This is a genomic window from Yoonia sp. 208BN28-4 (assembly GCF_037543925.1).
Classification (GTDB): domain Bacteria; phylum Pseudomonadota; class Alphaproteobacteria; order Rhodobacterales; family Rhodobacteraceae; genus Yoonia.
This window is the reverse complement of the sequence record NZ_JBBIFY010000003.1, coordinates 500913-514553: the sequence shown is the minus strand read 5'-3', so window position 1 is coordinate 514553 and position 13641 is coordinate 500913. Positions and strand designations below refer to the sequence as shown.

The following is a 13641-nucleotide window of genomic DNA, read 5'->3' as shown; positions in this document are numbered from 1 at the left end:
GTTATCCTTTGATATCGCGCCAGCGACGGTTGTCGCGGTGCATCAACATCATGGCATCTTCCGGTCCGGCAGAGCCAGCGTCATACGTCTTTGGCACATCATTGCGCGCCTTCCAGCCTTCGATCAACGGATCGGTCCACGCCCACGCCGCCTCGACCTCGTCGCCGCGCATGAACAATGTCTGGTTGCCACGGATCACATCCATAATCAGCCGCTCGTAAGCATCTGACACTTCGGCTGCGTTTTCGCCAAGCGCGTCGGCAAATGTCATATCAAGCGGCACGTCAATCAGGCGCATTCCGCCCGGTCCCGGCTCTTTGATGGTTACCTGCAAATCCATGCCCTCATTGGGCTGGAGGCGGATCGACAGAATGTTGCGATGACGCGCCGTATCACCTTCAAAAATCGAGTGACCAAGGTCTTTGAAAACCACCGTAATTTCGGACACACGTTCTTTCATACGCTTACCTGTGCGCATGTAGAACGGCACGCCAGCCCACCGCCAGTTATTGATATGGCACTTCATCGCAATGAAGCTTTCGGTGTGACTTTTGGGGTCTTCGACGTCTTCGCGATAGCTGGGGCCATCGGAGCCTGCATCGTATTGTCCGCGCACGATGTGATGTGCGTCAACGTCCTGCAAGGCGCGGATAACCTTCAGCTTTTCGTCGCGCACCTCGTCTGCGCCAAACTGGCTTGGCGGTTCCATCGCAATCAGGCACAGCAGTTGCATCAGGTGGTTCTGGACCATGTCCCGCATGGCACCAGAGCGATCATAGTAAGTGCCGCGTCCGCCAACGCCCACGGTTTCGGCAACTGTGATCTGGATGTGGTCGACGTAGTGGTTGTTCCAAAGTGGTTCAAACAACACGTTCCCAAAGCGGAGCGCCATCAGGTTCTGAACGGTTTCTTTGCCCAGGTAATGGTCGATCCGGTAAATCTGGGTTTCCTTGAAGTGCTCGGCCAGCGTTTCATTCAACTCCTGCGCCGAGGCCAGATCACGGCCAAAGGGCTTTTCCACAACAATCCGGCTGTGACGATCCGCGATGTTGTGGCTGTGCAGGCGTTCGGCCAGATCACCAAAGAGCGATGGGGCCACAGAGAAATAGAATGCCTTGACCACGTCGCCGCGCACCAGTTCGGCCAGTTCTTTCCAGCCGCCCTCGCCCTTGGCATCAACCGGCACGTATTCAAGCTGCGCCAGAAACGCCTTGCGCCCCTCGGTGTTCGATTTCTCGTCACCGCTAAATTCGTCAAGCGCGTCCGAGATCAGATCACGAAAGCCCGCGCTATCCAGCTCGGATCGGGCAGCGCCAACAATGCGAGACGTGGATGGCATCTGGCCCGCCAAAAAGCGGCGAAACAGGCCGGGGAAAATCTTGCGCCGGGCCAGATCGCCCGTGCCGCCAAAAATCACCAGATCGAAATCATCTACCGGAATGACGCGTGAGACCATTTCGGCTCTCCTTCTGACTTGTTAGCGCTAACGCGCATCACCTAGCGTCAGAGCCGCCCCATGTCTAGCGCTAGATCAATGCCTGTAGGCGCAAACCGCGCAAAGCGGTCACGCTTCCAGTTCTGCATCCCAGTAGAGAAAATCCACCCAGCTTTCGTGCAAGTGGTTCGGCGGAAACTTACGGCCCGTATTCATAAGCGCCTCGGACGCAGGCTGGCGGGGTGGTTTGCGTAAAGTCAGGCCCGAATGCCGCAGCGCACGCGATCCTTTGCGCAAATTGCAGGGGCTACAGGCCGCAACCACGTTTTCCCAACTTGTTTTGCCGCCCGATGCACGCGGCACCACATGGTCGAACGTGAGATCGCCCTTCGCGCCGCAATATTGGCAGCGAAACTCATCGCGCAGAAACAGATTGAACCGCGTGAAGGCTACTTTCTTTTGCGGCTTCACGTAGTCACGCAGTACCACGACCGACGGGATCCGGATTTGCGTCGACGGGCTGTGCACCACCTGATCGTATTCGGCAATGATATCCACCCGATCCAGCCACGCAGCTTTCACGGCCTCTTGCCACGGCCAGAGCGACAAGGGGTAGTATGATAGCGGGCGATAGTCGGCGTTCAGCACCAGCGCAGGGCACTGTTTCAGCGCGCCAGCCTCGCGGACAAAATTGGTTCGAAAATTACCGCTCATCAGTCAAAATCTTCCCTGCTCTGTCAGCCTATGGCCCAGAGCGGGAACCCCGCTGTGGGCCGCTTTGATTGAAACTATATCTAGCGTTTACCAAAGGGCAACCCTCGCGTGTGTCCACGAGGTCTAGTGCGTCACAATGACAGAGCGATGCGGGAAGGACGATGGATTGCGCCGTGCAGGGCACGTCACCACAGGGGCGCGGCTGCGCCGCGCCTGTTTTGAGTATTTTTGGCAAAATGATACTGGCCCGGACGGTCTGGCCATCCAATCGTCAGGATCGATTAGCTGCGAACGCCCAACCTGTCCTGCATGAACGCCAAAGCCACCTGAAGTCCATCGGGCGCGATGCCGTGCGCGGTGCCTTTCATGATATGCGCATAGACCTCTTTCCAACCGGCTGCCTGCAAGGCTTCTGCAGCTTGCGGGAGGGATTGCGGCGGCACCACATCGTCCTGATCGCCGTGGATCAAAAGGACAGGCGGACGGCAGACGACCTCGTCCGACAGCAATTCGGGCTCCAGTAGACGGCCCGAAAACGCGACCAGACCGGCCACCGCATCTTCGCGGCGTGGCAGAACGTGAAGCGCCATCATTGTGCCTTGTGAAAAGCCAAGCACCATCACCTGCTCCGGCAACAGGTCTTCGTCGACCATCACACCGTCCAGAAACGCGTTGAGATCTTCTGCAGCACGCTCAAGTCCGGCGCGGGATTCTTCTTCGGATGATCCGTCAATCCAAGGGATCGGAAACCACTGGAAGCCCATGGGCGAACCGGCGCAATCCTCTGGCGCATCGGGAGAAAGGAACAACGTGTCGGGCAAATGCTCTGCCAGTGGATCGGCCAAACCCAAAAGATCTGCCCCGTTGGCGCCATAGCCGTGCAGAAAGATCACCGCTGATCGCGTTTCGCCTGACAGTGCTTCGCGCCGCCCCGCCTGAAGTGCCCGTGTCATGGTGTGCTGTTCCTTGTATCTGATGCGCCTGTGCTTACTGCGGCTTTTGGTGCCGTGCAAGCTGCGGTCACGCCACGCCCTCGCGGCGCTTTTGTGCGGCGTAATAGGCCCAAAGACCCCGCGCGGCCACCGCACGCCACGGCGACCAACGCAGTGCCATTTGGCGCATGTCTTTTTCAGATGGACGGGTCTCGAGCTTGTAAATCATCCGCGCGGCCTCTTGCAGGGCCAGATCGCCGTGGGCGAACACATCCGCGCGGCCCAGCGAGAACATCGCATAAATCTCGGCAGTCCATGTTCCGATGCCCGACACGGCGATCAATGTCTTGATTACATCGGCGGACGGCATGTCATGCAGGGCGTCATAAGGCAATTGCGCAGCGGCAAGCGCTTTGGCATAGCGCACCTTGGGACGGCTTAGTCCCACGGCTTGTAACGCACTGTCATCGGCGGCCTGCACCATCGCCGGGTCATTAAATCCGGCTGCAGCAACGCGCGTCCAGATCGCGTTGGCTGACGCCACACTGACCTGCTGGCCCACGATGGCCTGCAAAAGAGCCGGAAATCCATCGGGTTTGAGGCGCAGGGGCAATGGTTGCAGGGTGGCGATGGCAGCAGCCAGAGCGGGATCAGTCTGCGCCACCGCAACGGCACCTTCCGCCACGCAGTCAGGCCCGCGAATGATGCGTTCGTTCATAAAGCGCGGACCCAAGCCAAAGCATCTGCAACGGTTTCGACCCGTGTCGTGTCAGGCATCGCAGGTCGCTTGATCATCAGAACAGGTATCCCCAGATCACCGGCGGCTGTCAGTTTGGTCCGGCTTGCATCACCGCCCGCGTTTTTGACGATCAGCCAATCGACGTTCAGCAGCCGGAACAGTTCTTTCTCGCGGTCGACGGAAAAAGGCGGACGGCCAATCAGGAATTCACCGCCTTCAAAGGGGAACGGCTCTGTCGGTGGGTCGATCAGGCGACAAATGAGCCGCGTGCCTTCAAGGTTTTTGAAGCGGTGCAACGTCTTGCGGCCCGTGCCCAAAAACACCGTTTGCCATGAGTGGATATAGGTTTTGGCATCCTCTTCGCGGGCGATCTCGGTCCAGTCGTCACCCGGCTCGGGCGTCCATGGCGGGCGCAGGACGTGGCAATAGGGTATCGATAGCTCTGCACAAAGACGCGCTGTGCGCGTTGTCATATCGGCGGCATAGGGGTGCGTGGCGTCAAGCACCGCTGTGATGCCAGCCGCGTGGATGTAGTCGCGAAAGCCGTCCGCGCCGCCAAAGCCGCCAACGCGTGTCGGAAGTCCCAACTCGGACGGCCGCCGCGTTTCACCTGCAAGCGACGCAATAGCGGGCGTGCCATCCTGCGCAAGCGCCTGTGCGATTTGCTTGGCCTCACCACTGCCAGCCAACAACAAAAGGGTCATGCCCCTGCCCGCGCCAGAATTGCGCCCGCCCTGTCGATCACCACAATATCAAATGTCATATCTGCGCCAAAATCCTGTGACACTTTTGCTAGCGCCATATCCGCAATCTTCTGCGCAAGCGGCGGGCCCGCGATTTCAAATGCCTCAAGCGCTGTGTTCGCATCGGCCAATCGCGCATCATCCATCATGGTCGCAAGAGCAGTGAAATCAACCTGACTGCGCGAAGAATGGAGATCAACGGCACCTTGCGCAAGTTTGGTCAGTTTGCCGATGCCACCGCCGATTGTGACGCGCTCAATCGGTTTTTTGGCCAGATACTTCAGCATCCCGCCCGCAAAGTCGCCCATGTCCAGCATCGCGTGCTCAGGCAGTGCGTGAAGGCCCTGCACAATCCGTTCAGAGGTGGCACCCGTGCAACCTGCCACATGGCGCAATCCGTCTGCGCGGGCCACGTCGATGCCGCGATGGATAGACGCGATCCACGCAGCGCAAGAAAACGGGCGCACGACGCCTGTTGTGCCAAGGATCGAAAGCCCGCCCTTGATCCCCAGCCGTGGATTCCATGTCTTCAATGCAATCGCAGCGCCATCGGGAATCGACACCGTGATTTCGACATCGGCGGGCTGATCGTATGTTGCCGCCATGTCCATCACCACATCGGTCATCATCTGACGCGGCACCGGATTGATGGCCGGTTCACCCACCGCAATCGGCAACCCTGCCTTGGTCACGTGGCCCACGCCCTCGCCCGCTTTGAACTGCACGCTTTTACCCGCTGCGCGCACCCGCACGATAATGAGTGCGCCATGGGTCACATCCGGGTCATCGCCTGCGTCTTTGGTGATGCCGACCTCTGCCCAACCATCACCTTTGGCATGGTGCGCCAACGGGAAAACAGGTGTTTCGCCTTTCGGGAGCGTGATCTGAACCTCTGCCGGAAAATCCCCGCCCCACAGTTTAATTAACGCGGCCTTCGTCGCGGCGGTGGCGCACGCACCCGTCGTCCAGCCGCGTCGTAAATCAGATGAAGGCTTGCGTGTCATATGGCGGACTATAGGCAGAGGCAGCCATGCCGCCAATGTGCAAACAGTCGTCGTTTGCCACCTTTTCGCGGGCGGCGTTTCGGGCCATAACAAGGTCATGTCACATGCCGTTCCTCTTCCCGCCCACACTTGGCCGCAGCTTGAACCCGGCTGGGTCTGGCTTTGCGGTGCCGGTCCCGGTGATCCGGGCCTGCTGACGCTTCACGCGGTCAATGCGTTGCGGCAGGCGAACGTGGTGATCTACGACGCCCTTGTGCAAGAGGCGATCCTTGAGTGGGCACCGCAGGCCGAACATATCTATGCAGGCAAGCGCGGCGGCAAACCTTCGGCCAAGCAACGCGATATTTCATTGCGGCTGGTCGATCTGGCTCGTGCGGGCAAGCGTGTGTTGCGGCTCAAGGGCGGCGATCCGTTTGTATTCGGGCGTGGCGGTGAAGAGGCCCAGACGCTGGTGCAGCACGGCATCCCGATCCGCATCATCCCCGGCATTTCAGCGGGTATCGGCGGTTTGGCTTACGCCGGCATTCCCGTGACCCACCGCGACGTAAACCAGTCTGTGACCTTTGTCACCGGCCACGACCAAAGCGGCAACGCCACCGGCAGCCTTGATTGGCAAGCGATTTCAAAGGGGTCGCAGGTGATCGTGATCTACATGGGCATGAAACACATCGCCCATATCACACGCCAACTGATCGACGCAGGCCGCAGTTTGTCAGAGCCTGTCGCTGTCGTCTGCACAGCAACAACGCCAGAGCAGCAGGTCCTTGAAACAACGCTTGGCACCATCGTCGATGACATCGCCACCAGCGGGCTGGAGCCTCCTGCGATTATCTGTGTCGGCCAATCGGTGTTGATGCGACAGGTGCTGGATTGGCAGGGCATGGCGGAAGGCCAAGCCCCGCGCGATCTTGATCCGCTGGGCCGCGGACGCCCCGCCGAAAGCGCATGACACCCGGACATGGTGTGCTGATCGCGGCCCCCGCGTCGGGCTGCGGCAAGACAACGCTGACCTTGGGAATTCTGCGGGCGTTGTCGCGGGATTTCCCAGTGCGCGGCGCAAAATCCGGCCCCGACTATATCGATCCGCGTTTTCACGAAGCCGCGTGTGGTCGCCCCTGCTTTAATCTTGATGCATGGGCGATGCAGACTGCGCGATTGCGCACCCTTGCGGCAGGTAACGGAACCGAGGGCCTGATCGTCGAAGGTGCCATGGGCCTCTTTGACGGCGCCCCACCTGACGGAAAGGGCAGTGCTGCGGACCTTGCAACGGTGCTTGGTATTCCGGTTGTTCTGGTGATTGATGCCAGTGGCATGGGCCAAAGTGCTGCGGCTATGGCACAAGGCTTTGCCGCCCATCGCGCCGACGTCCACGTGGCCGGTGTGATCCTCAACAAGGTTGCAAGTGCCCGTCACGAGGCGATGCTCCGCCGGCATTTCCCCGAAGACCTGCCTGTTTTAGGTGCCGTGCCACGCCGACCCGATCTCGCGCATCCGTCACGCCACCTTGGCCTTGTTCAAGCCTCGGAAAGACCTGATCTGGACGACTGGCTCGATAGGGTCGCTGATCATGTCGCGGCCCACGTTGATCTTACGAAGTTGCCATCCGCCCCTCTGACACCATCCTCTCCATGGCGCACGAAAGGCCTTCCCTACAACCGGATCGCCGTAGCGCAGGATGCAGCCTTTGCATTTGCCTATCCGCATCTGTTGGATGACTGGCATGCCGCTGGATCGCATATCACCACGTTCTCACCACTTGACGATCAGGTCGTTCCCGATGCCGATCTGGTGATCCTGCCCGGTGGATACCCAGAGCTTCACGCCGGACGACTGGCCACGAATATGACCTTTCTCAATACTTTGAGAAACACCGCGCAAACATCTGATATTTATGGCGAATGCGGTGGATACATGACCCTGGGCGAAACTTTGACAGATGCTGCGGGCACAGTGCATCGCATGGCCGGACTTTTGCCGCTGGAGACTTCGTTTGCCGCACGAAAGCTTCATCTTGGCTACCGTAATCTGGTTGCCGATCAGGGCGCATTTACTGGTCAGTGGAAGGCGCATGAATTTCACTATGCCACGACACTTCGGGCAGATGGACAGCCCCTGTTCCGCGCAAGTGACGCAAGTGATCAGGCGCTGCCCGACATGGGTCTGATGTCCGGTCGGGTGTCAGGCTCATTTGCCCACGTGATCGACCATGCCTGACCGCGCAGATCGCCCATTGCGATTGGCATGCCGCAGGTCTACCGATAGGCCATGACCCAACCCAACGATACTCTCGCCAAGCGCAATGTCGCGGTTCTGGTAGCCGCCCAAGCCATTCTGGGCGCACAGATGCCCCTGATCTTTGTGGTCGGTGGACTTGCAGGGGCGATGCTTACGCCCAATCCATGTCTGGCCACGTTGCCGATCAGCTTTATCGTATTCGGGTCGATGACAACTGCCCCGTGGATCAGCCCACTGATGCAGCGACACGGACGCCAGCTGGGCTTCTTCATCGGCGCAATCGGTGGCGCAATCGGTGCGCTTGTTGCGGCCTATGCATTGTCGATCGCGTCGTTCCCGCTCTTGCTTCTGGGCTCGTATCTGACGGGTATCTATATGTCGGCGCAGGGCTTTTACCGTTTTGCTGCCATTGATCAAGCCTCGGACGCGTTCCGTCCCAAAGCGATTTCTTATGTGATGGCGGGCGGTTTGTTGTCGGCCATCTTTGGCCCGCAGTTGAACAAGCTGGTGCAGGATGCCTTCGCCGTGCCCTTCATGGGAAGCTATCTGGCTGTGGCTGCGCTGAACGTGGTTGGCATGTTCCTGTTCTTTGCCCTGCGACTGCCTAAAGGCACCAAGCACGAACCGACCCCAGTTGCGACAATACCCGCCCGATCCCGGAAGGAACTGCTGCGCGACCCGCGTATCGTCGTCGCCATCATCTGTGCGATGGTGTCTTACGCATTGATGAACCTCGTGATGACGTCCACCCCGTTGGCCGTTGTCGGCTGCGGCTATACCAAGAACAACGCAAACGACATCGTGTCAGCGCACGTGCTGGCCATGTTTGCTCCGTCCTTTTTCACAGGCCACCTGATCGCCCGCTTCGGGGTGGAACGGATTGTCGGGCTTGGTCTTGCGATCCTTGCTGCTGCCGGTGTGGCCGCTCTGCTGGGCGTGCAATTTGCTGACGATGGTAATCCCTCGCTCTTCAGCTTTTACGCAGGTCTGATCCTTCTGGGCCTTGGCTGGAACTTCGGCTTTATCGGTGCCACAGCGATGCTGGCAGGTGCGCATGCGCCCCATGAACGTGGTGTTGTGCAGGGTATGAACGATATGGTGGTGTTCGGCTGCGTGACCATCGCGTCACTGGCATCGGGTGGTTTGCTGAACTGCTCCGGCAGCGGCCCGGTTGAAGGCTGGACAGCCGTGAACCTCGCGATGGTGCCGTTCTTGCTGCTAGCCGGCGGAGCCTTGGCATGGCTTGTGCGGCGGTCGCCTACCAGCCACCCGTCAGCGACTTAAACAACAGCGATCCACGGCGTCGGAATTCTGACAGTCCAAGCGTGCCGTTATCCACCCGCTCAGGTGTCTCAATAGCTTGCTCCAAGAGCGCTTCGGCCTGCCACGCCACACGCACCGCCGCGACCGCGGCGCCAAAGTCCGCCTTGCGTGCCGACCGCAAGCGCGCGCGGGCGATACGGGCAAGGTTGGTATCGCTCTTGATCGGGTCACCCATGGGTGTCTTGCGCCCGCCATCGCTGATTGCAGGCAAGGCCCGCAGGAAGTTGGCGACACCAAATCCCCAAGCGACATCGCGCACGTCATCCTCCAGAGCGTCAGGCGCGCCACAGGTTTGCGCGGCCAACCACATCAAATGACCCGAGGTCTGGTCGATGTAGTCATGCAGCGCATCCTCACACGCAAAGGTCTCGCGATAAATATCCCAGCGCCGCGCTGCGATCATCTCGTCGATCACCGCGATATCCAGGTTATGTGCCGCAATAACCTCGGCCAAAGGCCCCGCAACTTCATGCGCCCGTGCAGGTTTGCCCCCGCCAATCTCTTCCACCACATCGCGCCACCATTGCAGGCGCATTTCGGCGATCATCGGCTCTTGCGTGACCCAGGGAGCCTTGGCGATCTCAAGGTTGAAAGCATAAAGCACAAACAGCGGCCCGCGCAGCACGGGGTCAGCCGTCATTGTTGCTAGAAAACGGTCAGGGTCGCCCTGACGCACCAACTCAGCGCAGGCCTGCATACTCATCGTCGTATCATTTTGCGAAAAATACTCAAAACTCAGCCCTTCGCCCCGTCGCGCACCAGCTTCCATCTAATCGCGTCCAGCAGCGCGTCAAATGACGCGTCCACAATATTTGCCGACACACCCACGGTGGACCAGCTGCGGCCCTGCCCGTCCTCGCTGTCGATGATGACACGGGTTACGGCTTCTGTGCCGCCGTCAGTGATGCGCACTTTGAAATCGACCAGCTTCATGTCCTCGATCATCGCGGAATATGGGCCAAGGTCCTTGGCCAGCGCCTTGGCCAGTGCGTTCACAGGACCACGGTCGGTGCCGTCCGCGCCCATGCTTTCGGACACATTCAACACCTTCTCGCCATTGATCTTGACGACCACAACCGCCTCCGAGATCGAAACCATGTGCCCGCGCTTGTTGCGGCGACGTTCCACGGTAACGCGGTATCGCTTCACCTCGAAAAACTCTGGCAGCAGTCCCAGTTCCTCGCGCGCAAGCAACTCGAAACTGGCCTGTGCGGTGTCGTAGGAATAGCCCCTCGCCTCCTGCTCCTTGATACGGTCAAGGATGCGGGTCAGCGCGGGATCACCTTTTTCGACGCTGAGGCCCGCGTCAGCCAGACGCTTGCGCAGGTTCGACTGCCCCGCCTGATTGGACATCGGCACGATGCGTGTATTGCCAACGCTGGCCGGATCGATGTGTTCGTAAGTCGTGGGGTCTTTAAGGATCGCGCTGGCATGCAGGCCCGCTTTGTGCGCAAACGCGCTTGATCCCACATAAGCCGCCTGTTTGCGCGGCACGCGGTTGAGGATGTCATCCAGCGTGCGACTCACACGGCGCAAGCCTTGCAGGGCGTCCGGTGTCACGCCCGTCTCGAACAGGCTCGCATAGGGTTCTTTCAGCAACAACGTTGGAATGATCGACGTCAGGTTTGCATTGCCGCAGCGTTCGCCCAGCCCGTTCAGCGTCCCTTGGATTTGGCGCGCACCGGCCATCACAGCGGCGAGCGATCCTGCGACCGCATTTTCGGTGTCGTTGTGGGTGTGGATGGCGACATGATTACCGGGGATGCCGCTGGCGATCACAGCCTTCACGATGTCTGCGATCTCATCAGGCAAAGTGCCGCCATTCGTGTCGCACAGCACAATCCACCGTGCACCCGCAGTGTACGCCGCGTGCACAGCTTTGAGCGCGTAATCAGGGTCCGCTTTGTAGCCGTCGAAGAAGTGTTCCGCGTCAAACAGCGCCTCGCGGCCTTGCGTCTTGAGATACGTAAAACTAGCGCTGAGGTTTTCGAGATTTTCCTCCAGCGTGATGCCCAGCGCGTCCGTTACGTGAAATGCGCTTGATTTGCCCACCAGACACACCGCAGGCGTTTTCGCATTCACCACAGCCGCCAGCACATCATCGTTTTCAGCAGATCGCCCGCTGCGTTTGGTCATGCCAAAGGCGGTCATGGTGGCGCGGGTCTTCGGGGCGGCGTCGAAAAAGTCGCTGTCTGTCGGGTTCGCCCCCGGCCAGCCGCCTTCGATATAGTCGAGACCCAGATCGTCAAGCATCCGCGCGATGCGCTGCTTTTCAGAGGTCGAGAACTGCACACCTTGTGTCTGCTGCCCGTCCCGCAGAGTGGTGTCGAAAAGATACAGGCGATCACGGCTCATTACGCGCCCTCCAGCTTGGACGGATCAAAATCCGCACTCAGCGTCCACATCACAGCACCACCAGCATCCGACACCTGAACGCCCGCTGCATTGAGGACATCGCGCACCTGATCGGCAGCGGCAAAGTCTTTGGCCCCACGCGCCGCTTTCCGCTGTTCCAACAATGCCTCGACCTTTGCGGCGATTGCAGGATCAACCGCCGGAGCAGCATCCGCTTGCGCCAGATCGGGCAAGTCCGCCCAATCGCCGATCAAACCCAGCAACTCAAGCGCATGCGCGAAGCCCACAAGCGTCGCGGCTGTCTTGTTCTTGGCCATCACGTGCATCCGCGCAATGGCACCCGATGTGTTCAGATCATTGCCCAGCACGCCGACAAACTCGGCATCCGCGTTCCAAGCGCCTTCGGCTTTCATATCCGCAACCAGCTTGGCCGTGAAACCGTGATCCAGCAGAAGTTGATACCAACCACGCAGAGTCGCCTCGGCCTCACCGCGCTTCTTCTCGGTCCAATCCATCGGCTTGCGGTAGTGGGTGGAGAGCATCACAAAGCGGATCACCTCACCCGGCACACCGTTATCCAGCAGGTCGCGAACCGTGAAGAAGTTGCCCAGTGATTTGGACATCTTCTTGCCTTCCACCTGCAACATCTCGTTGTGCAGCCAGACGTTGGCAAAGCCGTGGCCCATGCAGGCCGATTGCGCGATCTCGTTTTCGTGGTGCGGGAATTGCAGGTCGTTGCCACCGCCGTGGATGTCAAAGCTTTCGCCCAGCAATTCAGCCGCCATTGCGGAACATTCGATATGCCAGCCAGGACGACCACGACCCCACGGACTATCCCAGCCGGGTAGATCGTCGGTTGACGGCTTCCACAAAACAAAATCCATCGGGTCTTCTTTGAAAGGTGCCACTTCGACCCGCGCACCTGCGATCATGTCGTCCACTGACCGCCCCGACAAAGCGCCATAGTTTTCATAGGACCGCACGCGGAACAGCACGTGGCCGTCCTTGGCGTAGGCGTGGCCCTTCTCGATCAGTGCGGCTGTCATCGCGATCATCTGGCCTACAAATTCCGTAGCACGCGGCTCTTGGCTAGGCCGCAATGCGCCCAGCGCGTCCATGTCTGCGTGATACCAGCCGATGGTCTCGTCCGAGCGTTCGCGCACCAGATCCTCAAGCGTGCCAGCAGCACCCGCCTGTTGACGCGCCAAAGCCGTTGCGTTGATCTTGTCATCCACGTCCGTGAAGTTGCGCACGTAGGTCACGTGATCCGCGCCATAGGTGTGGCGCAACAACCGGAACAGCGCGTCAAACACCACCACAGGCCGCGCATTGCCCAAGTGCGCACGGTCATAGACCGTCGGCCCGCAGACATACATCCGCACATTTTGCGGATCAATCGGCGCAAAGTCTTCTTTGCGGCGGGTCTTGGTGTTGTGCAGTCGGATGGTCATAGGGCCTCGCAAGGGTACGGATTGCGCCTGCGGGCTTACTTTGTTCAGTCTTTATATGAAACGTGAAAAAGCGGCCCGCGACGGATGTCAGCAGGTAATAATGCAACAAATAATGATCGCATCGCTTTTCATGGGGATGGCGTAGCAGCCGAAACGCTATCCGTCCAGCATTTCCGCGATCTTGCGAATGGTATTGAGATTGCGGCCCGTCAAGATTGTGTCGGTGATCACGCTTTCAAACCGCGCCGCCAGTTTTGACCCAGCGATCCCATCCGGCGCATGCAGCCAGACGACGGTGCCTTTGATCTGCACCTCTTCGCTAAGTGTTTTCAGGCTCTCATACGCCTGTTCATCAAATCCCGGTTCGGAAAAGCAGAAATACCCGTGCGCCAGGTTTCCCCGACTTTCAGGAAACGGGCATGCCGCCAGCATTTTTTGGAACACGTGATCCGGCAAAACAAGGATCGGGATCGTCAGATCAAATTCGGACGTCAGCACGCCATGCAGGACCTGTGCCAGCGCATCGGCAGTCTTGTCACTGTCAAACACAAGATTGCCGGACTGGATATAGGTTTGCAAGCCGGTAAGCCCCGCACCAGTGCAAGCGGCCCGCAGTCGTTCCATCGGGACATTGTTTTTGCCGCCGACATTCACACCGCGCAAAAGCGCCACCCATTTTGCCATCTTGCTGCCCTTCCTCTTTTGCAGCA

The 13641-nt window shown here is 59.4% G+C and carries 13 protein-coding genes; 3 read left to right on the top strand and 10 right to left on the bottom strand.

Features of this window, described 5'->3' with window-relative positions; genetic code table 11:
• Position 1 precedes the first annotated feature (1 nt).
• The 6 genes from zwf to V8J84_RS12595 all read right to left on the bottom strand — a co-directional run bounded on the left by zwf (position 2) and on the right by V8J84_RS12595 (position 5567).
• Positions 2-1456 (bottom strand): glucose-6-phosphate dehydrogenase, encoded by a 1455-nt coding sequence (gene zwf, locus V8J84_RS12620; RefSeq protein ID WP_339931656.1) that lies wholly within the window; start codon positions 1454-1456, stop codon positions 2-4.
• Between the two features lie 108 nt (positions 1457-1564).
• Positions 1565-2149 (bottom strand): HNH endonuclease, encoded by a 585-nt coding sequence (locus V8J84_RS12615; RefSeq protein ID WP_339931654.1) that lies wholly within the window; start codon positions 2147-2149, stop codon positions 1565-1567.
• A 281-nt stretch (positions 2150-2430) separates the two neighbouring features.
• Entirely contained in the window at positions 2431-3102 is a 672-nt protein-coding gene (locus tag V8J84_RS12610; RefSeq protein WP_339931652.1) for an alpha/beta hydrolase, read from the bottom strand.
• A 67-nt stretch (positions 3103-3169) separates the two neighbouring features.
• Positions 3170-3799, bottom strand: coding sequence for a DNA-3-methyladenine glycosylase family protein (locus V8J84_RS12605; protein ID WP_339931650.1), 630 nt, complete (start codon positions 3797-3799; stop codon positions 3170-3172).
• Complete coding sequence (locus tag V8J84_RS12600) at positions 3796-4524, bottom strand: cobalt-precorrin-6A reductase (protein ID WP_339931648.1); 729 nt, start codon at positions 4522-4524, stop codon at positions 3796-3798. Before V8J84_RS12600 ends, V8J84_RS12605 begins: the two co-directional genes overlap by 4 nt.
• On the bottom strand, positions 4521-5567 hold the full coding sequence (locus tag V8J84_RS12595) for a cobalt-precorrin-5B (C(1))-methyltransferase (protein WP_339931646.1): 1047 nt from the start codon (positions 5565-5567) through the stop codon (positions 4521-4523). Before V8J84_RS12595 ends, V8J84_RS12600 begins: the two co-directional genes overlap by 4 nt.
• A gap of 97 nt (positions 5568-5664) precedes the next feature.
• Between V8J84_RS12595 and cobA the strand changes: the two genes are divergently transcribed.
• From cobA to V8J84_RS12580, 3 genes are read left to right on the top strand one after another with little or no spacing between them, the layout of a single operon-like run.
• Positions 5665-6516 carry a uroporphyrinogen-III C-methyltransferase gene (cobA, locus tag V8J84_RS12590; RefSeq protein ID WP_339931644.1) on the top strand — a complete coding sequence of 284 codons (852 nt, stop codon included), beginning with the start codon at positions 5665-5667 and terminating at the stop codon, positions 6514-6516.
• Positions 6513-7781: a cobyrinate a,c-diamide synthase gene (locus V8J84_RS12585; protein ID WP_339931642.1), complete on the top strand. Its 1269-nt coding sequence runs from the start codon at positions 6513-6515 to the stop codon at positions 7779-7781. Before cobA ends, V8J84_RS12585 begins: the two co-directional genes overlap by 4 nt.
• A gap of 51 nt (positions 7782-7832) precedes the next feature.
• Positions 7833-9086 (top strand): MFS transporter, encoded by a 1254-nt coding sequence (locus tag V8J84_RS12580; protein WP_339931640.1) that lies wholly within the window; start codon positions 7833-7835, stop codon positions 9084-9086.
• On the opposite strand, the gene V8J84_RS12575 is transcribed toward V8J84_RS12580, so the two are convergent.
• The 4 genes from V8J84_RS12575 to V8J84_RS12560 form a co-directional block, all read right to left on the bottom strand.
• Positions 9061-9828, bottom strand: a complete 768-nt coding sequence (locus V8J84_RS12575) for a phytoene/squalene synthase family protein (RefSeq protein ID WP_339931638.1) — start codon at positions 9826-9828, stop codon at positions 9061-9063. The two genes, V8J84_RS12580 and V8J84_RS12575, sit on opposite strands and share 26 nt — an antisense overlap.
• A 32-nt stretch (positions 9829-9860) precedes the next feature.
• Positions 9861-11480, bottom strand: a complete 1620-nt coding sequence (cimA, locus tag V8J84_RS12570) for a citramalate synthase (RefSeq protein WP_339931636.1) — start codon at positions 11478-11480, stop codon at positions 9861-9863.
• Positions 11480-12931 carry a cysteine--tRNA ligase gene (cysS, locus tag V8J84_RS12565; RefSeq protein ID WP_339931634.1) on the bottom strand — a complete coding sequence of 484 codons (1452 nt, stop codon included), beginning with the start codon at positions 12929-12931 and terminating at the stop codon, positions 11480-11482. Before cysS ends, cimA begins: the two co-directional genes overlap by 1 nt.
• 156 nt (positions 12932-13087) lie before the next feature.
• On the bottom strand, positions 13088-13615 hold the full coding sequence (locus tag V8J84_RS12560) for a DUF1697 domain-containing protein (RefSeq protein ID WP_339931632.1): 528 nt from the start codon (positions 13613-13615) through the stop codon (positions 13088-13090).
• Positions 13616-13641 lie beyond the last annotated feature (26 nt).

Coding starts and splice junctions, on each gene's coding strand:
- zwf (WP_339931656.1), bottom strand. CDS start 1,456: ATGGTCTCACGCGTCATTCCGGTAGATGATTTCGATCTGGTGATTTTT.
- V8J84_RS12615 (WP_339931654.1), bottom strand. CDS start 2,149: ATGAGCGGTAATTTTCGAACCAATTTTGTCCGCGAGGCTGGCGCGCTG.
- V8J84_RS12610 (WP_339931652.1), bottom strand. CDS start 3,102: ATGACACGGGCACTTCAGGCGGGGCGGCGCGAAGCACTGTCAGGCGAA.
- V8J84_RS12605 (WP_339931650.1), bottom strand. CDS start 3,799: ATGAACGAACGCATCATTCGCGGGCCTGACTGCGTGGCGGAAGGTGCC.
- V8J84_RS12600 (WP_339931648.1), bottom strand. CDS start 4,524: ATGACCCTTTTGTTGTTGGCTGGCAGTGGTGAGGCCAAGCAAATCGCA.
- V8J84_RS12595 (WP_339931646.1), bottom strand. CDS start 5,567: ATGACACGCAAGCCTTCATCTGATTTACGACGCGGCTGGACGACGGGT.
- cobA (WP_339931644.1), top strand. CDS start 5,665: ATGTCACATGCCGTTCCTCTTCCCGCCCACACTTGGCCGCAGCTTGAA.
- V8J84_RS12585 (WP_339931642.1), top strand. CDS start 6,513: ATGACACCCGGACATGGTGTGCTGATCGCGGCCCCCGCGTCGGGCTGC.
- V8J84_RS12580 (WP_339931640.1), top strand. CDS start 7,833: ATGACCCAACCCAACGATACTCTCGCCAAGCGCAATGTCGCGGTTCTG.
- V8J84_RS12575 (WP_339931638.1), bottom strand. CDS start 9,828: ATGAGTATGCAGGCCTGCGCTGAGTTGGTGCGTCAGGGCGACCCTGAC.
- cimA (WP_339931636.1), bottom strand. CDS start 11,480: ATGAGCCGTGATCGCCTGTATCTTTTCGACACCACTCTGCGGGACGGG.
- cysS (WP_339931634.1), bottom strand. CDS start 12,931: ATGACCATCCGACTGCACAACACCAAGACCCGCCGCAAAGAAGACTTT.
- V8J84_RS12560 (WP_339931632.1), bottom strand. CDS start 13,615: ATGGCAAAATGGGTGGCGCTTTTGCGCGGTGTGAATGTCGGCGGCAAA.